This is a genomic window from Mitsuokella jalaludinii (assembly GCF_928722185.1).
Lineage (GTDB): Bacteria > Bacillota > Negativicutes > Selenomonadales > Selenomonadaceae > Mitsuokella > Mitsuokella jalaludinii.
Map to the genome: position 1 here is coordinate 491,634 of NZ_CAKMXA010000001.1, position 24,910 is coordinate 516,543.

Below are 24,910 nucleotides of genomic sequence, written 5' to 3' on the forward strand. Positions count from 1 at the left end.
CAGGAAGCGAATGCAGGATGACGGCTACAAAAAAACAAGCTCTTCACAATAGAGCTTGTTTTTTAGATCTTGTTTCTTTTGTCATGCACTCAGTTTTTGATGACATCCAGCACTTTCTCGGCGGAGATGTCGTGTTCACTCATGTAGTCGAGAAGTTCCTTGTAGTCGGCCTGAGCCTTCTTTGCCTTGACCTCCTCGAGCTCAGCTTTGAGCTTTTTGATCTCGTCTTTTTTCTTCTGGATCTTCGCCTCGATGGTTTCGATCTTCGCTTCGTAATTTACCGTTCTAGCCATTCTTTTACACCTGTCCTTTATCGTATAATAAATAGTTGAAATTTTTTCTATTATAACACTATCCTGCCCCAGAAAAAAGTCTTTTATTCCATTTTTTTGTCAAAAATTTCGCATGAGCAACGCGATTTCCCCGCACAAGAATAACTCCTTTTTTCACAGTATACATCTTAGCAGACTGCACAGGACGCTGCGGATTGGCATAGAAAAAGAGACGCTGGAATGCGTCTCTTTTAATTCGATATGACGTATGGATCAGGCTTCGTGTTCTTCGTGGAGATGGCGGTTCTGCGTCTCTTTCATGAGCAGGGCGACGATGAAGAGGCAGGCCTCGAAGGCGACGACGATGATGTCGAGGGCGGCGACGTGGCCGAGCGTCGTGGTCAGGAAGCCCATGAGCGGACCTGAGAAGAACGAGAGGAAGTAGCTCGAAGCGCCGACGATGCCGGTGGCCAGGCCGATCTGGCTCGTGCTGACGCCATCCTGGGCGATCGTGTAGCCGAGCACGTAGATGGCGTGGAGGCCGATGCCCATGAGGCCGCCGACGATGTAGAGCACCGCGGAGGTCTGCGGGATGACATGGAAGATCAGGAACGCGCAGAGTGCGTTGAGTCCGGACAGGCAGATGATGGTCGGCTTGCGGCCGAAGCGGTCGGCGAAAAAGCCGAGCACGACGCCGCTGAGACCGCCAATACCGTAGATGGCGCCGAAGAAGGAGCCGGCCTCTGTCGGGCTGAATCCCTTATACGTCATGAAGAGGTACGGGCCCATCGAAGCAAAGCCCCAGTACGGGATGATGTTGAGGATCTGGATCAGTACGCCGAGCCAGACGACTTTGTTAAAGCCGACCGTGCGGATTGCCTCAATTAGATGAATGCGCTTGATGTCCGTCGAGGTATCCGTGTATTTTCTCTTGAAGCCGAAGATCAGCAGCAGGCCGAAGATGACGGTGGCGATGCCCATGTGCGTCAGGCCGACGCTCCAGTCCCCCGTGCGCTCCAGGCTCCAGCCGTAATACGTCGGGCCGACATACGCGCCGATGGAGTAGAACGTCATCATGAGTCCGTTGAGCATGGCACGGGCGGCCGGGAAAATCGAGCCGGCTACCGAGTACATGACGATATTCCAGCAGCCTTCAAAAATACCGAAGCAGACACGCCACAGGGCGGCTCCAGCAAAGCTGGCCGAAGTCGTGACGCAAGTGGTCATGCAGCCGAGGCCGACCATGCCGAAAATCAGCATGCGCTTGCGGCCGAACCGGTCCGCGAGATAACCGGCAGGGATATCGATGAGTGCCTGTCCGAGGGTGAAGATGGTGCCAATCGTGCCGAGCTGGACGGCGGTCAGCGACAGCGAAGCCGCAACAGCCTTGAGGCCGACGCCGAAAGAAAGGCGGTTCGCCGAGTAAAACGCATAGCCGAGTGCCAGCAGGAACAGCTGAAACCAGAGTACCTTTGGCATTTTAAAGGGATTCTTTTGTTCCATCATGCATACGTCCTTTCTGAATGTAAAATATGAATACAAAATACAGATGAGATTGTTTTGTATTATAGCACTTACAGAAAAAATGTAAATCAGGCACGCAAATAAAGTACAAAAATTTTTATACAATGCACATTTTGCGAAGTACGGCGAATGAGTGCGATAAAACAGGGATAAAAACACGCGAAGAAGCGCGAAATGTGCACAGACGTGAAAAAGGCCCCCTGCCTCCGGCACAGCCGGCAGGCAGAAAGCCTCTCGTTCTGAAATAGGAATGGATATGGGTATGGACTCAGGCCCGACTCGCTTCCATCAGGTCGAGCAGCTGCGCGGCCGTCTTCTTACCGAAGTGAGGACCGTCCTCATTGATGAGGAAGCACGGCACGCTCATGACCTGATACGCCTCGCGCAGCGAGGGATAGAGATTGAGGTCGTAGACATCCGTCGTAATCCTGGGATTCAGGGTCGCGAGGCGCTGGGCTGCTGTGACGAGCTCCGGGCAGAGCGTGCAGGACAGGCTGACGAAGATGCGCAGATGACAGGGCGTATCCCAGTCGAGCAGACGCTGACGCAGCGATTCGTCCAGGGCCTGTCCCGGCCCTGCTGCATTGTAGAGTCCCAGCACAAAGGAAGTGAATTCATGGCCGCCCGGCACGCCGTGAAACGCAATACCGGCAGGCTCGCCGCCGCAAAAGACGCGGACGCAGGGGCGCTCGCCTTCGGCAGCCGCCTCCTCCGCCGGCACGCGCACGACCTGGAGCTTATCCGTCAGACGCGCGAGCTCGTCCACATACGATGCGAGCTCGCCGCTCTTGGCCGAATCATCCAGGTAAAGGCGCAGTTCCAGGCTGCGGTCCATGCGGGCAAAGACCGTCTGCAGCTGCTTGACGATCTCCGGCTGGAAGATCTGGCTGGAAGCGGCTTCTGCCGCAGGTTCCTCCGGCACGGCAGCAGCAGGGCGCAGCGGGCGGATGCCCGTCTTCTTCTGCATCTGCAGTGCGTAGCGCTCAAGCTCTGTCGCAGCCAGCGCTCCGTCGCCAGCCGCCGTGATGCACTGGCGCAGCGGTTTGATGCGGATGTCGCCAGCCGCGTAGAGGCCGTCACAGGATGTCTTCATCGACGCGTCCGTGATCACATATCCCTTCGGATCGAGGTCTGCAATGCCCCGGACCAGTTCGGTCGCCGGTTCATAGCCGGCAAAGACGAAGACGCCAAACGTGTCCTTCCCCGCATCATACGTCTTGACCTCCCCCGTCTCAGTATCCCGGCAGGTCAGACGGCGCAGCAGGCCATCTCCCTCGACAGACTCCACGACGGTGTGTGTCCGCACGGTGATGTCCGGATGATTGCGCGCTTCATCGGCCGTAGCCTTGGCACAACTGAAATCATCGCCGCGCACCAGGCAGGTGACATGTGACGCGTACTTCGTCAGGAACACGCTCTCCTCAGCCGCCGCATAGCCGCCGCCGATGACAAAGACCTGTTTGCCGCGGAAGAATTCGCCGTCACACGTCGCACAGTAGGCGACACCGCGGCCGCGGAAGGTTTCCTCCCCGGCAAAACCTGCAGAGCGCGGGCGCGCTCCGGCAGCGAGCAGGACGCCGAAGCAGGAGAGTATGCCCTGTGTGGTGTGCACGGTCTTGATATCGCCGCTCATGTCGAGAGCAGTGACCTCGGCCAGCTTGAATTCTGCGCCAAAAGCTTCGGCTTGCTGGCGCATGTTCTCCGTCAGGGCCGCTCCGCTGATGGAAGCAATGCCCGGATAGTTGACGACGCGGTCGGTGATGGTGATCTGGCCACCGAAGTGTTCCTTTTCAATCACCAGGACGCGGTAGCAGGCCCGCGCCAGATAGATGGCTGCCGTAAGGCCTGCCGGACCGCCGCCAATCACGATGACGTCGTAAAGCTCCCGTGCAGGAGCTTTAGCGGATGCTTCCGCCATCAGAGCGCTCCCACGAGGTCAAGGCTCGGCTTCAGCGTCTCTGCACCCGGCTGCCATTTTGCCGGGCAGACCTCGTCCCCGTGCTCGTGGACGAACTGGCATGCTTGCACCTTGCGCAGCAGTTCCTCGGCATTGCGGCCGACATTGCCCGCATTGACCTCATAAGCGACGATCTTCCCCTCCGGATTGATGATGAAGGTCCCGCGCTCTGCAAGACCGGCCGACTCGATGAGCACCTCGAAGTCGCGCGCCAGGGCGTGCGTCGGATCGGCTACCATCGGATACGTGATCTTGGCGATGCGCTCCGAATGGTCGTGCCATGCCTTGTGGACGAACTCCGTGTCGCACGAGACGGAATAGATCTCACAGCCGAGTTTCTGGAAGGCATCGTAGTGATTCTCCAGATCCTCAAGCTCCGTCGGACAGACGAACGTAAAATCGGCAGGATAGAAGAAGAATACACTCCACTGGCCAAGAAGATTGTCCTTCGTGATGGTGCGGAATTCATGATTCTGGTATGCTTTCACCGAGAACTCGCTGACTTCTTTGTTGATCAATGACATAAGATACTCCTCCTTTTGATGCCCGTAACGGGCCATTAACTTACTGTTTTTAGTTTTAACTAATGATAATTAATATCGTTTACAGGAATATCATACCATGTGACCACAAAAAAAGCAAGCATATTTTTGAAAATATGCTTGCTCCATATGGCTGCTCACACTCGACCGTTTGTCATTCCTCTTCCGGATAGCGCATGCCCCAGTCCTGGCGGGCTTTCGTCATCAGGGCCATGACGTCGACGGTGTAGTCGAGATGCATGAAATCCTTCTGCCCCGCGACGGTGCGCTCCATATCCTCGATCTCATAGCAGAGCGCATTGGCCGTCTCCCCTGCGACGATCTCCTCCTTGCGGCCGTCCTCCGTCCAGGTGATCACGGCCCTGTCGCCGCGCGGGTACTCCATGAGCTCGACATACGCCTTGTCAAAGGAGAGCATGCCGCGCTTCGGCTGCTTGGCGTGCAGCGACAGCATGACGGTCGCCATCTCCCCCTGCTCGTTCTTCAAGAGCATGCTGGCCTGCTCGTCGACACCGGTCGGCGCGTAGAGAACCTGTGTGGCGATTTCCTGCGGGCAGGAGCTCATGAACCAGCGCGCGAAGGACAGCGCATAGACACCGATGTCGAGCATGGCGCCGCCCGCGAGGCTGCGGTTGAAGAAGCGGTTTTTCATATCATACGGCTTGTAACTGCCGAAATTCAGCGTCATGAGGCGCAGCGGGCCAAAGTCGCCGCGGTCGATGCGCTCGCGCAGCGCACGGTAGATCGGCATGTGGTAGATGGTCTGCGCCTCGGCGAGCACGAGGTGATGTTCCATCGCGAGCTTGACCGCCTCTTCGAGCTCGTAGTAGTTGAGCGTGATGGACTTCTCGCAGAGCACGTGCTTGCCGGCGTCGAGTGCCTGGCGCAGGTACTTGATATGCGTGTTGTGCGGCGTCGAGATGTAGATGATGTCGACATCCGGATCCTGGAACATGTCTTCGATCTTGTCGTAAACCTTGCCGATGCCGTACTGCTCGGCAAACTGAACGGCCTTCGCGTGCGTGCGGTTGCCGACGGCGTAGAGATTGCCGCCGAGCCTCTGCATCGCCTCAGCGAGCTGATGACCGATGACGCCGCAGCCGAGCGTAGCCCATCTGTACTGTACTGCCATGATACCCCTCCACTCTTTCTTGACAAAACAATACTGCAGATTCAGCAGATTCACTTGTAGGATAGCAGGGATGCGCGCCAAAAGCAAGATGCTGCACGGATTTGCCTTTGTGCCCACTATCCGCTACAATAAAGAGAACAAACAAATTGAAACGAACTCCGATGATACCGGTCGAAAGGATGAACAGACATGACAAAGGATGAGATGATGCAGCAGAAAAAGATCACGACGGCGGGCAATCCGGCAAAGCCGACAGGAGAAGCCGGGGAAAAGATGCTCACGCGCATGAACGAGAGCCACGCCGAGCTCACGGCCTGGGGACTCTCCTTCTTCCACTGGCAGGGCGACGAAGATGTCCTCGACATCGGCTGCGGCGGCGGGGCCAACCTGCACCGCATGAGCAGCCACATCGAGAGCGGCCATCTGACGGGCGTCGACTACGCCAGGACGTCGGTCGAGACATCACGCCAGACGAATGCTGACGACATCGCCGCCGGCAAGATGACGGTCTGCGAGGGCTCGGTCGAAGCACTGCCGTTTTCCGACGATGCGTTCGACAAGATCACGACGGTCGAGAGCTTCTACTTCTGGCCCGATCCGCCCGAAAACCTCAAGGAAGTCCGCCGCGTCCTCAAGCAGGGCGGCACCTTCCTGCTCATCTCCGAGATCTACGACCATCCGGGCCTCAGCGCCGAAGTCCAGGAGAACATCAAGAACTATCACCTCTACAATCCGACGCCAGAGACCTTCAAGGCCATCTTCCGCGCCGCAGGCTTCCGCTCTGTCGCCGTCCACATCGAAGAAGAGCATGGATGGATCTGCATCGAGGGAACAAAGTAAAGCGCCTTTTCCATGCAAATGTTTTCCATGCAAATGATAGAAGAGGCGCCAGCACCGATGTCAACAGAAAGCAGCATAATCCTGCCAGAATGATGGAGACAGCAGGGAATGGCTGGGCGCAACGTTGCCCGGCCATTCCCTGCTGTCCTGCACGACCAAAAAGTAATGCCTGCCTCATCGCCACATCCCTGCGCTCCGCTAAAGCCGACGGCTACGCGAGGAAAAACACATCGCGTACAATATCGCGTATCATGGTCAACTACCCCCACCTAACGCCTTCGGCGTTTGAGGTGGGAGCTTGTAAGTCGGAACTGCATAGGTACTAACGAAATCGAAAAGATGTCTTCCTAAATCCGCCTACATCATCGGGTGGCTGACAACACCCGCTTTGCTAAGGAGTTTACTCCGAAGCAGTTGTTATTCTTTCGTAACGAGGATGGTTATCTCCGGAAATCCACATCGTTCCGAGGAGTTGGATATTCATAGCTCCGATACGGTCATCGTTAGATTCGTAGCCACACTGGCAACGATATAAGTGTTTGTGATGGTCACGGTTTTCCTTGTGGATCGTACCGCATTTGGGACAACGTTGAGAGGTATACTTAGCAGATACCTTCAGAACTTCGGAACGATTTTCATGAGCTTTATAGGTCAGGAATTGCTCCAACTGATAGAACGCCCAGCTGCGCAGGTCGTAATTTTGTTTCGCAGTTTTTGAAAGATTGGACGCTTCGAAGCTAACACCAGTCAGATCTTCAAGCACAAACAGCGTATCTTTGCCGTATTTTTCAACGAGTGTCTTAGAAATCCGATGGTTTACATCAGACATCCAACGGTTCTCTCGTCCAGAAATGGCTTTGAGTCTACGCCTTGCTGATTTTGTACCCTTAGACTGGAGCTGGCGGCGGACTTCCTGAAATTTATGACGCTTAGTGGCAATCTTCCTACCAGAAACGAATTCAGTTTTGCCCTGCTCGTCATAGCTAACGGTCAAAAAACGTAATCCACGGTCAATACCGACAACGTGACGAACGTTTTCTTTCTGAAAATCTTCGACAGCTTTGGTTACGGGAATGTGGAGATACCATAAACCTTTGAGTTCGACCAGTTTTGCTGTTCCAAGGTCATAGGAACCATCGAGGTATTCAGCAAAATGTTCGCCCTCAAAAGTACATTTGGTTCTTTTTCCGAGTGTGTTGATCGATAGGATTTGACCATCATCAACGAAGCTGTAGTCACGGTTACGGACCAAATCAGCTTGCGGACGAGTAAAGAATATCGGCTTCCAAAGCCATTCCAATGTCTTGGCGATGCGTTGCCAGTTGCCATTCTCATCCTTATATCTGTAGGGATTTTGGAAGAGCTGTTGTTTTACCGTCTTATATCTGGCAATCGTCGTCTTGATAGAAGACTGGGCCAGCTGCGATTTCAGACCGAACTGGCTGCGCAGGTCACTGTACAGTTCTCTGTTGAGACTTTGGTAGACCATGTTAAATCGGTTGTCGAAGATGTACTGCGACACGAAGTTACAAGCCTGACGGTATTGTTCAGTCATCTGACGGAACAGAGTCTCTTGTTCGGGAGTAACATGTATACGAAGTTTTATCGTTTTAGTTAGGTTAGACATTTTTTCACCTGCCTTTCTAAAATCTATATTACTTCATCGAAAATTATTATATCATATTTTTGCTGAAAGTCTATTATTTATTATTGAAGGGAGGAAGCGGGCATTCTTCACCAACCTAAGAGGTCGGGGTCTCCTGCCCACGATATGATGAAATCCCCTTCCTCTTCTTCGCCTGCTCAATCAGAGCAGCGGCCTCCTCAAACGCGTGCGGCAGGTAGTCATCCTCCCACTCGCGCCCCTTCTTCTCCTGCGCCTTGATCTCCTTCCAGCCCGTCAGCGGCTTGCCCGCATCGTCGAGCATCGGCTCGTGGAAGACATGCGGATGGCGGCGCACCATCTTGTCCGCCGCAGCCTGCGCGACATCCTCCAGCGAGAAAAGGCCTTTCTCCTGTGCCAGCTGCGCATGGAAGACCACCTGCAACAGAAGGTCGCCGAGCTCTTCCTTGAGATTCTCCGCCCGGCCCGTCTCCCGCAGGATATCGATCCCGCCGAGCACTTCCGCCGCCTCCTCGATGCAGGCAGGCTTCAGGCTCTCATGCGTCTGCGCCCCATCCCAAGGACATCCCCCCGGCCCCCTGAGCCGCGCCACAATATCACAAAGCCGCCCGACCGACGCCAATCGATTCTTTTCCTCATCCATAAGAGTCTTTCCTTTCATTTTACCTTTTTAACGACACGAAAACGTACCGAGGCAAGGCTCACATCTCACCGTCTCATTTTGCCATTCAAAAGCATCTTCCAATACACAAGCTCAAGGACAGGAAGTCCCCATACCTATAAGCGAAGCTTCAGCCTGCTGCGCGTAGCGTTAGGCATGGGGACTTTCTGTCCGCCTCGATTTACAGCAACACGAAAGCTCCTTCTAGCACACGAGCCCAAGGTCAGGAGTCAGCCTGTCTATAAGCGAAGCTTCAGCCCGCTGCGCGTAGCGTTAGACAGGCTGACTCCTGACCGCCTCGCTTTGCCAGACTCATCTCCCCCGCAAACTCTCCGCCACCGTAAACAACACGATTGCCGCCCAGACGAAACCGAGCGCGCTGATCTGCGCCATCCCGAACGACTCGTGGAAGAAGAAAATCCCGAGCAGCAATCCAATCGTCGGGCTGATGTACTGGAAGAAACCGAGCACATTGAGTGGCAGGAGATTCGCCCCGTACGAGAACAGCACGAGCGGCACCGCCGTCACCACGCCCGTCCCCATGAGAAAGAGAGCAAGGTCCGGCGTCGCCAGCGAGAAGTGGTTTACAGGCGACGCCATGAGTATGCCGATGTACGGCACAGCAAACGGCATCATCAGCATCGTCTCAAGCGTGATGCTCGAGAACGGGTTGAGGTGCAGCTGCTTCTTCAACGCACCGTAGACCGAGAACGAAACAGCCAGCACGACAGCCACCCAAGGCAGCTTGCCGAGCTGGTACGTCATGAGCACGATGCCGATGGCCGCGAGCAGGAGACTGATCTTCTTGAGCCCCGAGACGCGCTCGCGGAAACAGAGGATGCCCAGCATGACACTCATGAGCGGGTTGATGTAATAGCCGATGCTCGTATCGATGACATGGTCGTGATTGACTGCCCAGATATACGTCAGCCAGTTCAGGCTGATGATAAAAGCCGCCAGCAGGAGGATCAGGCCGCGCTTCTTGTCCTGCCAGAGCGCGCGGCAGTCCTCCTTAAAACTCTGCCAGCGCCTCGTCACGACGAGCACGATGACCATGAAGAAGAACGACCAGACAATGCGGTGCGCCAAGATCTCGTTGGCCCCCGCCCGCGCGAGCAGGTTCCAGTAGAGCGGCAAGATACCCCATATGATATACGTTGACAGAGCCGCTATCATACCCGTGCGGCGCGCTTGATCCATATGTATTCCTCCATTCGGACTGTTCAGTAGTCGATAATCCAAAACACATACCTATCAGTATAGCACAAAAGTCAGCCCGCGGCGCGGAGAACCGCACCGGGCTGACTTTCTACTGCTATTTCGATGGATTTCGATATGGAAACGACGGGATCACTTGACTGCGCGCTTGGCCATCGCGTAGAGGAAGATGCAGAGCACGAAATAAGCGACGATGCCCGCAAACGTCGCGGCAGGCGAGGCGGCCCAGGCCTTGGCAAACCAGTCGATGCCCGCGATGTGCAGGATCGCGCTGATGAGGCTGCCGATGGCGCCGCCCGCGACGAAGCCCGAGGCGACCGTGTTGCCCTCGCTGAGGCGCTTGGCGTTGACCTTTGCGTCATCGCTGCTGTGCGAGACAAAGTACGAGATCAGGCCGCCGACGAGGACCGGCGTGTTGATGCCCATCGGCAGGTACGAGCCGAGCGCAAAGGCGAGCGGCGGGATCTTCATCATCCAGAGCAGGACCGCGAAGAATGCGCCTGCCATGTAGAGCGGCCACGGCGCGTCGCCGCCGTCCATCATCGGCTTGACGATAGCTGCCATCGCATTGGCCTGCGGTGCCGCCAGCGCCCCCTCGCCCGTGAAGCCGTAGGCGTGGTGCATGAGGAAGACGACGCCGACCGAGACAACGCCCGCGAGCACGATGGAGACGAGCTGCCACTGCTGCATCTTCTTCGGCGTCGCGCCCGTGATGTAGGCGACCTTGAGCTCCGACATGAAGTTGCCCGAGACGGCGAGCGTCGCGCAGAGGAAGGACGCCATCATGAGGATCGCGATGATGCCCGTCTTGCCCGCCATGCCCGCGCCGCCCATGACGACAGCCGAGACGATGATCATGAAAATCGTCATGCCGGAGACCGGCTCATTGCCCGTGAAGGCAATCGAGCTGATGCCGACGACCGAGAGCATCAGCGCAAAGAGCATGACAAGCACAAACGCGATGACGGTCTGCGTCAGGCTCTCGGCGCACATCACATGGAAGAAGACGGCAAACAGGATGGTCATGAGCAGGCTGCCGAAGACGATCTGCGTCATCGGCAGATCCTGCTGCGTGCGCAGCAGCATGCCCGAGGAAGAAGCGCCCTTCGAGAAGAGGTCTGCGACAGCGCGCTTGACGACGCGGACGACGACGCCCGACATCGAGAGCAGTCCGATGATGCCCGACATCGCGAGCATGCCGATGCCGATGTGGCGGACGTACTGCGAGAAGACCGCGTCGACCGGTGCATTGGCGAGCAGCATCGTCTCGCCGCCGACGACCATCGTGTGGTCGCCGCCGAGATAATAGGCGACCGGGATGCAGACGAGCCACGAGAAGAACGAGCCAGCCGCGATGATGGCCGCATAGCGCAGGCCCGTGAAGTAGCCGATGCCGAGCAGCGCCGCGTCGTTGTCGAGGCTGAAGACGAGCTTGTACTTGTCTGCCAGTACCTGGCCCCAGTGGAACGTCGTCGTCGTCAGGAGCTCCTGCCACCAGCCGAGTGAGTTGAGCACGAAGTCGTAGACGAGCGCGACCGCACCGCTCACGAGCATGATGTGAGCCTTCGAACCCTCATCCGACTCGAGCACCTCCGCCGCCGCACTGCCCGACGGGAACGGGTAGACACCGTCCATCTCCTCGCAGAAGTAGCGGCGGAAGACCGTCGCCAAAAAGACGCCGAGCACACCGCCGAGCACGATCGGGATGGCCATCTCGAGGAACGAGACATCTTCGATGTTCAGGATGTAGAGCGCCGGCAGGATGAACATCGCGCCGCCGATGATATTCGTACCGGCACTCGCGATGGCCTGGATGTGGACCGTCTCCGGGAAGGCGTTCCTGCGGTGAAAGAGTACCGCCATGCCCATGGCCAGCACCGACACCGGTGCAAAGGCATCGACCGTCTGCCCGATCTTCAGGCAGAGATAGCCGACCGCCAGAGCAAAGAGCACCGAGAAAAATAATCCCCAGAACACGACGTACGAGTTGATCTCCTCGTACGTCTGATGGGGCGACATCCGTGGTGCATACGGACGCCGCGTCTTGTTTTCATCTGACATACAAATCCCCCTAATCCGCACTGTCCACTCATCATGGATAACAGCACTACTACAGTTTACGCCAGGGCGGGATGTCTGTCAAGAATGTAAAACGCCGGATTCGCATGTATACAAGGTGATACAGCCTATATCACCGGTGAAATAGTTGCAACTGTCTTTTCTATGTGTACAGATATTGTATCTCACCAATGGACAATATCAATCTCAAAACGAGACATAGAAGGAAAAGCCACGCCTCTGTCGAATAAAAAAACAGAAAGAACGCAAAATAAGTGGACAGAAAGTGGACAGAAAATAGAAAGAAGATGTACCTATGTTCCATTCCAAGATCACAAGGCGCCTCGTCACTTCATTTTTACTCATCGTGCTCGTCTCCCTCTCACTGCTCGGCATCCTGCTGCTCAACTACTTCCGCGACTACACGATGCAGCAGGAGAAAAACGCCCTGATCCTCAACGCAAAGATCATCGAGACATCACTGGAGGACCAGCTCTACAGCAGGGACATCTTCGGACTCCACACGACGCTGCAGGAGCTCCACGAGAAGACCGACCTGCGCGTGACCGTCATTGACGCCGATGGCGCCGTCCTCGGCGACACGGCCGACCCGGAGCAGACCATGAACAACCATCTCGACCGCGAGGAAGTCCAGCAGGCCATGACGGAGCCCTACGGGTTCGCCATCCGGCAGAGCGAGACACTGCACGAGAACCTCATGTACGTCGCGGTCCCGGTCTACCGGGGCGGCCAGCTCATCGGCATCATCCGCACATCCTCCTCACTCGTCTCGATGGAACAGTCGTACCACACGGGCCTGCGCGTCATCCTCTCCGCCCTCTTCTTCGCGCTGCTCGCCGCGCTCATCATCGCCATCTGGCTCGCGCACCGGCAGGTCCAGCCCATCCGCTGCCTGAGCCTCGACGCCATGGAGATCGCCAGCGGCAACCTCCACAAGCGCTTGCAGTGGCAGAGCGGTGATGAGTTCGACACCCTCGTGCAGACCATCAACCAGCTGACGCGCAACCTCTCCGCCAAGATCCAGGAGTCGCAGGCCGAGGCCGACAAGATGAGCCTGATCCTCAACCACACCGACAACGCCATCATGCTCATCGACGAACGCGGCCTCATCGTCGACACGAACCGGCAGGCTGAAGAGGACTTCCAGCTGCAGGGGAATGCCCTGCACCGCCACAGCATCCACGTCATCGGCAGCGCAGAGCTCTCCGAGACCGCGCAGGAAGTCTGCCGCCAGGGCAAGGCGCAGACCATCACGCTGACCATCCGCAGCAAGACATACCAGGTCTTCCTCGCCCCCTTCTACGACGGCCCCGACGAGCTCGTGCTCGCCGTCTTCCACGACATCTCTCTGCTGAGGGAAATCCACCAGCGTCAATCCGAGTTCGTCAGCAACGCCGCCCACGAGCTCGCCACCCCGCTGACCTCCATCTCCGGCTTCGCCGAGACCCTTTTAGACGACGATTTCAAAGACCCCGAGGCCAGCCGCCACTTCATCGGCATCATCTACCGCGAGGCCCAGCGCATGAACAGTCTGATGAAAGGCCTACTCGAGCTCGCCCGCCTCGACAGCACCCACGGCAAGACCAAGATCAAGCGCATCCCCGTCGAGGTCAACACCATCCTGCACCAGACCGCTGAGCAGCTGCAGGCCAAGGCAAAGAGCAAGGGGCAGACCCTCATCGAAGAGCCCGCCCCCATCCCCCTCTACGTCCTCGCCGCCCCCGAGCTCTTCGGGCAGATCCTCTACAACCTGACTGAGAACGCCATCAAGTACACCCCAGAGGGCGGCACCATCCACCTGAAGAGTCGGCAGGTCGCCGACCATCTCGAGCTCACCGTCGCCGACAACGGCATCGGCATCGGCCCCGCCGACCTCCCGCGCATCTTTGACCGCTTCTACCGCGTCGACAAAGCCCGCGCCCGCAAATCCGGCGGCAACGGCATCGGCCTCTCCCTCGTCAAATTCCTCGTCGAACTCTTCGACGGCACCATCGAAGTAACAAGCCAGCTCGAGAAAGGCACCACCTTCACCCTGACCTTCCCCCTCACAACGAAATCCTAACAGGACACAAAAATAGGCTTCCATCGAATCATTTACGATGGAAGCCTGTTCTATTTACACTAGAAACGTACAACGCTGCTCAGGGCGAGGGGATGCCTGCCGCCTGCAGGAGCGCAGTGACTGCCCGCCGGGCTGGTCCCCAAGCAGACCGTGTCAAAGGCTCTGCGATGTCAAAGCGCCGCGGCAGGCGGCGAACCATCAATGCCTCTCGCATCCGCATGGGGACCATTTTAGCGGAGCGACGAAGCCGGCAGGTATCCCCTCGCCCCCGCTCTAGCCCCTCTCGTTTTTCACTCACTTCCTGCAGACAAATCCCGCAAACGACCCCGTCCGCGTGACCTTGACCTCGCGGTACATGCTGCGCAGCCGCTCCTCGAGGCTCTCTGCCGTATCGAACGGCGGCGTGAAGAACCCCATCGGCACGCAGAACGCCTGCACGAAGAGATCCGTGATCCGGTTCTGCCCCTTGACGTAGCAGCAGCCCGTGAACGTGCCGCCCTTCTTGAGCACGCGGTACGTCTCATGGAATGCGGCCATCTTGTTCGGGAACGCATGCAGCCCGTTGAGCGAAAGCACGCAGTCGAATGAGCCGTCAAGGTACTGCAGGGTGCCGACGTCGCCGCGCACGAACTCCACCTGATGCAGGCCGCGCGCAGCAGGCGATGTCATCGCCTGCTGCAGCATCTGCTCCGAGTAGTCGAGGCAGACGATCTTCGCCGACTTCATCCTATGGTAATGCGGCAGTGAGAGCACGCCCGTGCCGACCGGCACCTCGAGCAGCGTGCCCGAAAAGCCCTTCGGGATACCCTGGAACGCCTGCCGGACGAACGACTCATAGCGCGAGCCGCTGAGCTGCCAGAAAAAGCGGTTGGCCAGCCTGCCGAGCAAGCTCTCGTTCTTCATCATGCCATCATAGCCCTTGGAGAGCTGTCCGACTACCGCATACGCATTGTGCACGATCTGTTTGCGTTCCATCTTATCCCTCACCTTTCGCACTGCCTGTCATTCTGTCTCATATTACTTTTATTTTATCATGCAGACAGTCTGGTGGATATGGGATTTATCACACATACTATCGAATGCTCTTGTTTCGGCTTGCCTTATTTCTGCAGGGTCTCGTGGTCGATCTCCGTGCCATCGGGCAGGAAGCAGGCAATCTCCACACCCGCATCCTTGACACAGAGCGTCAAATAGTTGTCCGTCTCCGGCTGCGGCGCCACGGTCTTGTCGAGCGCATGGTCGACCCAGAGCCCCGGATAGCGCACATTGCCCGCGACGCCCGTCAGGATGTAGAGCGACCCGCTTGCATCACGCTGGAAGTTCTTGATATGGCCGCGGTTGCGGTACGTATGCAGGTGCGCCGAGAAGACGACATCGATGCCCGCCTCGTCAAAGAGCGGCATCCAGGCACGCCCCTCGTCTGAGAAACCCTCCTGGCGGTCCGGCCGGTTCGTGATGCGGTACTGCAGCGGGTCCTTGTGCATCAGCACGATCTTCCACGTCTTGTCGGTCTTTTTGACATCCTCGCGGAACCAAGCCTGTTGCGCCTCGAGGAGGCCCTGGTGAAAGTCAGCTGCCTCGTCCGTCTGCGTGTCGAGCACGATGAAGTGTGCCGGGCCGTAGTCGAACGAGTAGTAGCGTCCCGCAAACTCCTCGCTGCCGTTTGCAGGCAGTGCGAATTCGTGCAGGTACGCCACAGGCTCGCGGACCTTCCAGTCCTCGTTGTAAGTCTCGTGATTGCCCATCAAGGGGGCCACGGGGATGCGGTCGATGATGCCCGCGACCGCGTCGAACCACGCATCCCACTGGCGGTGGTCCTCGCCGTTGTCGACGAGGTCGCCCATGTTGATGAAGAAATCCGCGCCTTCATTGCGCTCTGCCGCCCCCTGCGCGAGGTGCTTCCAGTCCGTGTAGTCATTCGACTGCGAGTCCGGGAAAATCAGCGCCGAGAATGCGCCGCCGTCATCCGTCTGCAGCGCATGCCAGTCATCACACTGGCCGTCCGCCTTGATGCGGTATTCATACGGCTGACCCGCCTCCAGTCCGCAGAGCCTTGCCGTGTAAAGCTCGACCGTCACGCCGTCGTCCGTGAACGACTCGCGTGCAGCCGGGCTCGACTCGATGGCCTCCGCGCCCTTCAGGCGGTACTCGACGACCGCATCTGTCCATTTCACATCCGCCTGCCACATGATCGTGCGCGCATGGGCATTGTCCGACGCGATGACCTGGCGCAGATCGCGCAGGACGGGCCTTCCCTGCGCTGCACCGAGCGCGTGCTTGGCCAGCCGTCCCGCCAGCTCCGTGCGCGAGAGCGCCCAGCCGCCGCCTGCCAGCACCACAGCCCCCGCACAGATGGCGAGGAATTTGCGCCGCGACAGCTTCGGCCCCGCCGCTCTTTCATTCTTGCTTTCTCTATCCTTATCCATGATCTGCGTGTCCTTTCTGGATTCCATCAATCTATTAATCTGTTACATTCATGATAGCGGATTTCCCTCAATTTTATCTGAGAAACCGTCTTCTTATCCTGATTATACAAAAAGACAGCCGCTGTGAGAAATGCTTATCTCAAAGCAGCTGTCATACGGAAAAAGCATGAATAGCAGTCTTAATTTAGGGGGTGCTCAGACGTAGCGGCAGACATGGTCGACCGCGATGTCCGAGAAGCCGAAGGCCTCGGCTTTCGTCAGGCGGCCGTTGGCCGTGGCAGCAATCGCATCGACGAGCTCACGGCCTGCCTGCTGGTAGGTCTTCTCGCCGCGCACGATGGCGCTGAGGTCGGCGTCCATGTTGTCTTCCATGCAGCGGTAGGTGCGCGCATTGGCCGTGACCTTGAGCACCGGCACGATGGCATTGCCCGTCGGTGTGCCGCGGCCCGTCGTGAAGATGATGACCTGGCAGCCAGCCGCAGCCATCGAGGTCACCGACGAGATGTCGTAGCCCGCCGTGTCCATGACGAGCGCGCCGCGCTTCGTCGGGCGCTCCGCCTGCTCGAGGACCTCGACAATCGGGCGCATGCCGCCCTTGCGGATGCAGCCGAGGCTCTTCTCGTCAAGCGTCGAGAGGCCGCCCGCCTTGTTGCCAGGCGTCGGCTGGCCGGCGCGGCAGTCCTGGCCTGCCGCACCGAGATGCGCCTCATACGCCTCGCAGACGCGGATGATCTGGCGCTGGATCTCAGGCGTCGCCGCGCGCTTGGCGAGGATGTGCTCGCCGCCGATCCACTCGATGGACTCGCTCATCATGGCAGAAGCGCCCATGTCGACGAGGATGTCGCTGAGCTCGCCGACAGCCGGATTGCAGGCGATGCCCGACGTCGCATCCGAGCCGCCGCACTCGATGCCGAGCAGGAGTTCCGACGCGGGGAACAGCTCCTTCTGCTGCATGCCGGCCTGCTGCGCCATATCGCGCGCGGCGCGCACGGCCTTCTCGATCGTCTTGAGCGTGCCGCCCTCCTCCTGGATGCCGAACGAAGCGACAGGCTTGCTCGTCATCTTCTGGATCTTCTCGCGCAGCGCCGCATGCGGAACCGTCTCACAGCCGAGACCGATGATGACGACGCCGTAGACATTCGGGTTGCAGGCAAAGCCCGTCAGCACCTTCTGGCTCATGGCCGTATTGGCCGCCACATCCGAGCAGCCCGTGTTGAAGACGATGTTGACCGCGCCGCGCACCTGGCTCGCGACGATGCGGCAGCACTCACTGCCGCAGGCGCACGTCGGCAGGATCAGGACGTGGTTGCGCACGCCCGGACGTCCCTCCGCGCGGCGGTAACCCCAGAACGAGAACGGCGCGAGGTCCGGCGCGCCGGCTGACTGCTTGGCCTGCATCACGAAGTCATCGCCTGCAAGCTCGCTCTCATAGTCGCGCGGCACGCTCTTCAAGTTCTGATCATTGACCCAGTGGCCTTTCTTGACGGGAGCGACGAGTTTGCCGAGGCTCTCGCCGTACTTGATGATGTCCTCGCCCTCCGCGAGATCCGTCAGCGCAATCTTGTGGCAGTACGGGATATCCTCCTCCGCCACGAGCGTCCGGAGCGCTGCGCCGTCCTGATAGGCGACGCTCTGTCCGCGCTTCACTTCCTTGACACACGTCACGACATTATCGTGTTCGTCCATCAGCAATGCATTGATGCTCTGTTCCATCTTCATTCCTCCGCTCTCCTCGATTCCGTGAATCCAAAGTCTTCGTCTTTCGTCATTACCCAAAGCATACCGCATTTCCCCTATTTATTCCAATTTATAGATTTTACATCAGGATAAATCTGATATAATAATAGGCACGAGATATCCAAGACAGACGCCAGAAGAAAGAAGGAATCCCCATGCAGCAGGACATGCGCTACGTCTATGAAGTCTACAAGCAGAAGAGCTTTTCCAAGGCCGCGCAGGCACTCTTCATCACCCAGCCGGCCCTGAGCATCGCGATCGGCAAGCTCGAAGACAAGATCGGCATGCCCATCTTCGACCGCAGCACGCGCCCTATCAGCCTGACCACCGCCGGGCGCGTCTACCTCCGGGCCATCGAGCGGACGCGGGCGCTCGAACAGGACCTTCGCCATCAGCTCGATGACATCCGCGAGCTGAAGCGCGGCGAGATCACGATCGGCAGCAGCCACTTCATCAACGCCTACATCCTGCCCCGTATCCTCACCGCGTTCAACCAGGCCTTCCCGCAGATCCGCCTGAACCTGCTCGAAGGCAGTTCCCACGCGATGGCCCACATGCTGGAGCAGGGCGAGATTGACCTGACCTTCAGCTGTGACGACTGCGTCATAAAGAACTTCGCGAGCACGCCCGCCTTCACCGACACCATCCTGCTGGCCATCCCCGGGGACGGTCCCCGCCACGCGCAGCGCGAGCGCCTGACGGCAGCAGACATCCTCGCCGGGCGGCACCTCGACCCCGGCTGCCCGAGCGTCGACCTCACGGACTTTGCCGCAGAGCCCTTCATCCTGCTGCGCAGCGGCAACAACCTGCACGACCGCGCCATGCGCTTCTTCCACCGGGCAGGCATCGAGCCCGCGGTCAAGATGGAGCTCTCCCAGATGGCCACCGCCTACCGCCTCGCCGAAGCAGGCTTCGCCGCCACCTTCCTGAGCGACCGCCTCATCGCCCACAAGAACAGCCGCCTCTCATTCTACCGCCTCGCCGCCCCCGAAAGCCGGCGCAGCTTCTACGCCCTGACGAACCCCAAGCGCTACACGTCAGAAGCCGTCCAGCAGTTCATCAGCCTCATGCACCAGGCCAACACAATCTGACACAAAAAAATCGCATCGCCTCCAGATGGTCCATCCAGATGGCGATGCGATTTTTTACGTTGCCGTCACTTTGCCTTCGGCGCAGGATCATCAGGCGTCCAGCCCGGCGGCAGGCTGGCAGCAGAGCCGAGCGCCGTCACGCCGGAGTTGTAGCCCTCCGTGCCGGCCCCGCGCTTGCCCGTGGGGTAATAGACCACCTTCGACGGATCCTGGCGGTCTACCGAGTAGATGTGGTCCGCCGTCTTCTTCTGCGAATCAGCCAGCGCGAACGGGCGGTTCAACGGCAGCTTCGGGCGCGCCATCTCCGTCTGGCGTGTCTGCTTCAGCATCCAGTCGTAGCAGGCCGGCGTACCGTGACCGTAGAACCAGGCCGACATATGGCTGACATTGCCCGTGAGCACCGCCTGGTAGATGCCCGTCTCATTTGGCTCCGACACGAGGCGGCGGATGGAGGCATCGCGCTTGGACGCCGTCGTCTTATCATCGAGGACGAGATCCCGGCGCGGGACCTGAGCGCCCGCGAGGTCATCGTAGAGCACGCGGTACTCCGTATTCTCCTGCGCCGTATTGAGATAGAGGATGTTGTCGTCCGACACCATGTAGAACCAGTTGCGGTAATCCACCGGCTGGCCGTCGCTGTCCTTCTGCCAGACGAGTTTCCCGTCAGCCGGCATGCTGTAGTACGACGTGCCGTTGAACGGATACTCCTTGTTGAAGTTGTTGCCCCATTTGCAGCTCATGGGCAGCAGCGCCGCAAAGTAATTGTCGCGCTGCGCCGCCATCGCCATGACCGTCATGCCGCCCATGGACTGGCCGCTGCCGTAAATCCGGTCCGGATCGATCGCGTACTGCTGCGTGATCGCGTCCATCAGCTCCCAGATCGCAGGCTCCGCGCAGCTCAGCGTCCAGTTGTCGCGTGCCATGCGGAGGTTGTAATGCGGGTTGGCCGCATCCATCGGATAGAACTCGGCGATAGCCGGGCAGACGACGATGACCCCGTCGAGGCCGTTCTTCTTGGCGAGCGCCTGGAACGACGCCGAAGCGTAGTTGGCGGCCGCCTGCGACTCCGTCAGCGTCAGGCGCGGATCCGAGCTCATCGAGCCGGCATCGTGGATGTGCAGGACAAGTCCGTAGTTCTTCTGCGGGCTGTAGTCCGCGGGGACGTAGAGCGCATACGGGAGGTCAAAGTCCCAGTACTTGCCATTCGCCTCATCAAAGCAGTGCGTGGCGTGGAATGCCGTGCCGTTCTCGATGGTGTGCAGTTGATACCCCTCGATCCCCTTGATCTGGTAAGCCCCTTCCTTCGCGTAATTGTACGATTCCGGCGGGCGGCTCTTCCCCGTCTGCGGATCGTAGCCGACATACGTCTCCTTCGTGTAATTCGTGATCGCCTGATCCGAAGGCAGGATGATGCCCTCTGCCGTCCGGATTGCCTTCTGCTGCGTCACACCCGCGTACATCGTGATGGCGTACGAGCGCGGGAAGCGGCCCGTCTGGTAGTCCGTGTTGACCTCCAGGATCACATACGAGCCGGACGCCTTGCCGCCCGCCGCATCCGTGTCCGGCACATCATTGACATAGACCCGTTTGAGCGCGCCGGGCGACGTGCCCTGCGTCAGATCCTGCTCGCGAAGCGTCATGCCATAGTCCTCAATGGCAAACGTGCTCGCATCGACCGCCGCAGCCGGTATCGGCCGGTCATACGAGAGCACGATGGCCTTGAGCTTCGAGCCATCCGTATCGACAAAGCCCACCGTCCGAACATCCCGGATGGCCTGGTCGGCCGTCGTGACAAAGTCTGGCTTCTGCTGCTGCACTTGCGGTGCAGGCGGCACATCTGCCGCCCAGACGGGAGCCGCCGTGCCCAAAGAGAGCATCACCGCCAACGAAAGGATTGCCCTGGTTTTCCGATTCATACACAAACCCTCAATTCCAACAAAACACGAAACCTTGTCCGCATTTTACACCTTTCCGGCCAGACAAAAAAGAGGGGATCCATTAGAATCCGTACGGCACTCAACAGGATAAGCAAAGGGTGCGCTCAAGAAAGTAACTTTCTTGAGCGCACCCTTGTATTATATTGCGGTACCCGCTTGCGGCGAGCTATGCGATATTATTTGGTTGCAGTCTTCTTGTCCTGCGCGGCGAGGAGCTGCTGGACCATGGCCTTGAGTTCCTTGATCTCGCTGTCCTGCTTCTTGAGCTGATTGTCCTGACGGGCGACGGTTGCGCGCAGCTCCGTGATCTCCTGCGTGGAGCCCGGGCGGATCTGGGATTTGCCCTTCGGGCCGAACTTGAAGCTGACGCCTGCATTGATCATGTTCTCGCCATTGCCGAAATTCGTGCCGAGGCTGAACATCGTGTCCTCATCCGGGCGGTAGAACACGCCGACAGCCGCACTGTTGGCATCGCGGTAGTTGCCGTAACCAACAGCGAAGTCCCACTTGTCATCCGGGTCGAAATCAAGAGGATGCAGCGCCGCCAGAGCCGCCGCACCGGCACCGACTTTGTTGACGCGGTTATCCAAATTAGAAATTCGGTTGTCCATGTGGTAGATATTCTGCGTATTGCTGTCGACCTTGGATTCCACACCTTTCAACTGGCCATAATTGACCGCATCCGTCGTCGCCGTACCGGCTGCGACATTGGTAATCTTCTTGCCTGCCGCATCAATGCCGTCCTTGGTCATGGACGGACCACCGGCAATGGAGACACCATTGCTGGAAATCGTGGTATCGCCTGCGGTCACCTTATCCACGGTGATGGCCTTATTCAGGGAAACCTTATAGTTGGCCGGTTTGGTAGCATCGGTTTCGGTGTTGGCCACGGTGATGTTGGTGTCGTCGCCAACAACGGTGCCTACGCCGCCATCTTTGCCGTCCTTACCATCCTTGCCGGGAGCACCGGTGTCGCCTTTATCGCCCTTGTCGCCTTTCGGACCTTGTTCACCCTGAGCGCCGGTGTCACCCTTGTCGCCCTTGGGTCCTTGTTCGCCCTGAGCGCCGGTGTCACCCTTGTCGCCCTTGGGTCCTTGTTCGCCCTGAGCGCCGGTGTCACCCTTGTCGCCCTTGGGTCCTTGTTCGCCCTGGGCGCCGGTGTCACCCTTCTCGCCCTTGGGTCCTTGTTCGCCCTGAGCGCCGGTGTCACCCTTGTCGCCCTTGGGTCCTTGTTCGCCCTGGGCGCCGGTGTCACCCTTCTCGCCCTTGGGTCCTTGTTCGCCCTGGGCGCCGGTGTCACCCTTCTCGCCCTTGGGTCCTTGTTCGCCCTGAGCGCCGGTTGCACCGGTGTCACCTTTATCGCCCTTATCACCTTTGGCGCCGGTGTCACCCTTGTCGCCTTTATCCCCCTTGAAATCAGGGTCGCCCTTCAGGGCATCCTTATCCAGGGATACCAGGACGCGTTTGCCTCCTTCTGCGTCCACTTCATTTGCTTTCAGGCCGTCGCCGAAGTCAAACTGCAGGCTGCTGATGGTCGGATTGGCTACAGAGCTGCCGGCCGTGTAGCTGCCACTGCTCATCTTGCCACCGCTGTAGATGTGGACGGGCAGGCTGGCCACACGCTTCAACTGAGCCACGTTCACGGCGTCGGTATCCGCAAACCCGGCCGCCACGCCCGTGATCTGGCGGGTATGGGTCCCATCGCCTACAGAAATCGCTGCCCAGGAGGATTTCCAGGCCTTGTCATCCGATTCGCTGGCACCCTTCTTCAGAGGATCATAGCCTTCCACGCCTTTATCCGTAACAGCCACGGACCCGCTGCCCAGGGCCACGCCACCATCCACTTTCACGTCGGCATTGTGGCCGATGAGAACGGCGTCGGAAGCAGAGGTGGTCAGTTCGTCATCGGCAGAACCCAGGATTACGTTGTTCTTCCGGTCGGTCAGTTTGTGGTTGTCGCCCAGCACCAGATTGGATTTGTTCGTATCCACGCTGCTGCCGGTGAGAGTATTATGGGAACCGATCACATAATCGTTCTTGCCGTTTTCCACTTTATTGTAGAAGCCATCCACGTAGTTCAGCTGGGTGGAGGTCCCTTCTGCGTATTCCTTGTCGCTGCCGGTCACCGTGTTGCCCACGCCCACAACCTGGGTCATGTAAGCTTTATCCACAGTGTTGCCGCCACCCATGACCATGACCTGGGCCCCGCTGGTGGGAACGGCTGCCTTCAGGGCCTCGTTCAGCTGCTTCGGGTCCTTCAGGCCCTGCATGATGGCACTGGCTTTTTGAACGTCGATGGCCCGGTAGGAATTGGTGACGCTGTTCCCGGCGCCGTAGACCATAGCCGCGTTGGAATCGGTGGTCACGTTAGCCTGCCCTACGATGCTGTTGGCGACGCCGCTGAAGGGCTGGGAAGCGCTGGTGTTATCGTTAAGGTTGAACGTACCATAGGAAAGGGCTGCTGCACCGCGGAAATCATTGCTGCCCGGCTGAGCTACCTCATTCATGATGCCGGAGAAGGACCCGGTTACAGTGGAGGCAATGCCGCCCGCATAGGTCATGTACCCGGATGCCAGACCGGCGAATTCCTTGGCCCCTTTGTTATCGTCGTTAAGGTACTGGGCATATTCTTTGGCCGCATCCCCAAACACATTCGGTGTTTTTTCATTGACGCTGTAATATTTGGTCCGGGCCTGTTTCAGCTGGGCCACGTTTACAGCATCCGTATCTTCCGTACCGGCTGCCACATTGGTAATCTGCCGGGTCAGATTCTTTTCCTTGTTCCCTACAGAAACAGCAGCTGCCGTCGATTTCCAGGTGCCAGTGGTATCTCCACTGTGGTCAGTTCCAGACGGATCATAACCGACTGCCTTCTTATCAACAGAAGCTACAGAACCAGCACCGATGGCTGCACCGCCGTCCACCGTGGCATTGGCATTATGACCGAGGATGACAGTGTCTTTATTTGAAGTTGTGATGGGCGCCGTTTCGTCGGCATTGCCGATAATCACGTTATGGGTCTGGCCTTCTGCTACGGTGCGATAATCGCCGATGACCGTATTGGAATCAGCCCCCTTATTGATCGTGACACTCTGTCCCAGCACCTTTACATGGCTGGCATCGGTAATGGAACTGTTGAACCCATCCAGATAGTTGTACTGTACTTTCTTGTAAGTCGTCGATTTCATGGAGTTCCCCACGCCCATGATTTGTGAATTCTGGGTCTTTTCAGCGCTGTTGCCACCGCCGATGACCAGGGTAGCACCGCCTGCACTTTTGGCAACGCCCTCCATCAAAGCTTTCTGCATATCAGTAGCAGATTTGAACAACGAACTGTAAGCAGACGTATCAAATGAAGCGATGGAGTCCTTGACGCTATTGCCTGCGCCCATAACGATGGCCCCATTGCTGTTGGTCACTTTGTTGGCCGTACCGGAAATCATATTGGCGACGCCGCTGCTGCTGCTTCCTGTCATGGATTCATTGGAATTGAAGGTGCCGATAACTGTAGCAAAGGCATTTTTTGTAGCATTGCCCGCATCAGAAAGATCGGCCGCTTCATACTGATTAGTCTGTACATTATAGCTGCCAATGGTCGTAGCAAATCCGCCGCCGGTATAGGAATTGGTCCCCAGTGTGGTGGAGGCTACACCAAACTGACGCAGTTGGTCTGCTGTGGTATCGCCGATGGAAATCTTATTTTCTGCCAGTGTATGAGCACCGATTTCGATGGAGCCTGTGCGGGCATACGAATTCGTTCCTATTGCAATAGCCTCGGGCAAATTCTTTTTAGCATGTTCATTCGAGT

The 24,910-nt window shown here is 58.1% G+C and carries 17 protein-coding genes; 3 read left to right on the plus strand and 14 right to left on the minus strand.

Annotation, left to right across the window (positions count from 1 at the left end):
* Positions 1–89: 89 nt before the first annotated feature.
* From QDI87_RS02270 to QDI87_RS02290, 5 genes are all read right to left on the minus strand, one after another.
* A complete protein-coding gene (locus QDI87_RS02270; RefSeq protein WP_255240742.1) occupies positions 90–293 on the minus strand; it encodes a protein kinase in 204 nt (67 codons plus the stop codon).
* A gap of 252 nt (positions 294–545) precedes the next feature.
* Positions 546–1,751, minus strand: coding sequence for an MFS transporter (locus QDI87_RS02275; RefSeq protein ID WP_278521281.1), 1,206 nt, complete (start codon positions 1,749–1,751; stop codon positions 546–548).
* Between the two features lie 313 nt (positions 1,752–2,064).
* Positions 2,065–3,714, minus strand: a complete 1,650-nt coding sequence (locus QDI87_RS02280; RefSeq protein ID WP_255240979.1) for an FAD-dependent oxidoreductase — start codon at positions 3,712–3,714, stop codon at positions 2,065–2,067.
* The gene (gene ahpC / locus QDI87_RS02285; RefSeq protein ID WP_255240978.1) at positions 3,714–4,277 is read right to left on the minus strand and encodes an alkyl hydroperoxide reductase subunit C; all 564 of its coding nucleotides are present in this window, start codon (positions 4,275–4,277) and stop codon (positions 3,714–3,716) included. The genes QDI87_RS02280 and ahpC overlap by 1 nt, the downstream gene beginning before the upstream one ends.
* Positions 4,278–4,449: 172 nt before the next feature.
* Positions 4,450–5,427, minus strand: coding sequence for a Gfo/Idh/MocA family protein (locus QDI87_RS02290; RefSeq protein WP_278742116.1), 978 nt, complete (start codon positions 5,425–5,427; stop codon positions 4,450–4,452).
* Between the two features lie 189 nt (positions 5,428–5,616).
* On the opposite strand from QDI87_RS02290, the gene QDI87_RS02295 reads away from it, so the two are divergent.
* Entirely contained in the window at positions 5,617–6,267 is a 651-nt protein-coding gene (locus tag QDI87_RS02295; protein ID WP_255240976.1) for a class I SAM-dependent methyltransferase, read from the plus strand.
* 400 nt (positions 6,268–6,667) lie between these two features.
* On the opposite strand, the gene QDI87_RS02300 is transcribed toward QDI87_RS02295, so the two are convergent.
* The 4 genes from QDI87_RS02300 to QDI87_RS02315 all read right to left on the minus strand — a co-directional run bounded on the left by QDI87_RS02300 (position 6,668) and on the right by QDI87_RS02315 (position 11,831).
* The gene (locus tag QDI87_RS02300; protein WP_255240975.1) at positions 6,668–7,894 is read right to left on the minus strand and encodes a transposase; all 1,227 of its coding nucleotides are present in this window, start codon (positions 7,892–7,894) and stop codon (positions 6,668–6,670) included.
* 115 nt (positions 7,895–8,009) lie between these two features.
* A complete protein-coding gene (locus QDI87_RS02305) occupies positions 8,010–8,534 on the minus strand; it encodes a MazG nucleotide pyrophosphohydrolase domain-containing protein (protein WP_278742117.1) in 525 nt (174 codons plus the stop codon).
* Between the two features lie 330 nt (positions 8,535–8,864).
* Complete coding sequence (gene rarD / locus QDI87_RS02310) at positions 8,865–9,752, minus strand: EamA family transporter RarD (RefSeq protein WP_278521273.1); 888 nt, start codon at positions 9,750–9,752, stop codon at positions 8,865–8,867.
* A 150-nt stretch (positions 9,753–9,902) separates the two neighbouring features.
* Complete coding sequence (locus QDI87_RS02315; protein WP_278521274.1) at positions 9,903–11,831, minus strand: OPT family oligopeptide transporter; 1,929 nt, start codon at positions 11,829–11,831, stop codon at positions 9,903–9,905.
* A 313-nt stretch (positions 11,832–12,144) separates the two neighbouring features.
* Between QDI87_RS02315 and QDI87_RS02320 the strand changes: the two genes are divergently transcribed.
* Complete coding sequence (locus QDI87_RS02320; protein ID WP_278742118.1) at positions 12,145–13,911, plus strand: ATP-binding protein; 1,767 nt, start codon at positions 12,145–12,147, stop codon at positions 13,909–13,911.
* Positions 13,912–14,205: 294 nt separating this feature from the next.
* Here the strand turns inward: QDI87_RS02320 and QDI87_RS02325 are convergent, their stop codons facing one another.
* The 3 genes from QDI87_RS02325 to QDI87_RS02335 form a co-directional block, all read right to left on the minus strand.
* Positions 14,206–14,886 (minus strand): class I SAM-dependent methyltransferase, encoded by a 681-nt coding sequence (locus tag QDI87_RS02325; protein WP_278742119.1) that lies wholly within the window; start codon positions 14,884–14,886, stop codon positions 14,206–14,208.
* A 125-nt stretch (positions 14,887–15,011) separates the two neighbouring features.
* Positions 15,012–16,337 (minus strand): purple acid phosphatase family protein, encoded by a 1,326-nt coding sequence (locus QDI87_RS02330; protein ID WP_278742120.1) that lies wholly within the window; start codon positions 16,335–16,337, stop codon positions 15,012–15,014.
* A gap of 195 nt (positions 16,338–16,532) precedes the next feature.
* Positions 16,533–18,056: a UxaA family hydrolase gene (locus tag QDI87_RS02335; protein ID WP_278742121.1), complete on the minus strand. Its 1,524-nt coding sequence runs from the start codon at positions 18,054–18,056 to the stop codon at positions 16,533–16,535.
* Positions 18,057–18,229: 173 nt separating this feature from the next.
* On the opposite strand from QDI87_RS02335, the gene QDI87_RS02340 reads away from it, so the two are divergent.
* Complete coding sequence (locus QDI87_RS02340; protein WP_278742122.1) at positions 18,230–19,165, plus strand: LysR family transcriptional regulator; 936 nt, start codon at positions 18,230–18,232, stop codon at positions 19,163–19,165.
* A 65-nt stretch (positions 19,166–19,230) separates the two neighbouring features.
* Here QDI87_RS02340 and QDI87_RS02345 read toward each other — a convergent pair whose 3' ends face one another.
* Positions 19,231–21,081, minus strand: a complete 1,851-nt coding sequence (locus tag QDI87_RS02345; RefSeq protein WP_278742123.1) for an alpha/beta hydrolase-fold protein — start codon at positions 21,079–21,081, stop codon at positions 19,231–19,233.
* Positions 21,082–21,278: 197 nt separating this feature from the next.
* Positions 21,279–24,884, minus strand: coding sequence for a YadA-like family protein (locus QDI87_RS02350; protein ID WP_278742124.1), 3,606 nt, complete (start codon positions 24,882–24,884; stop codon positions 21,279–21,281).
* Positions 24,885–24,910 lie beyond the last annotated feature (26 nt).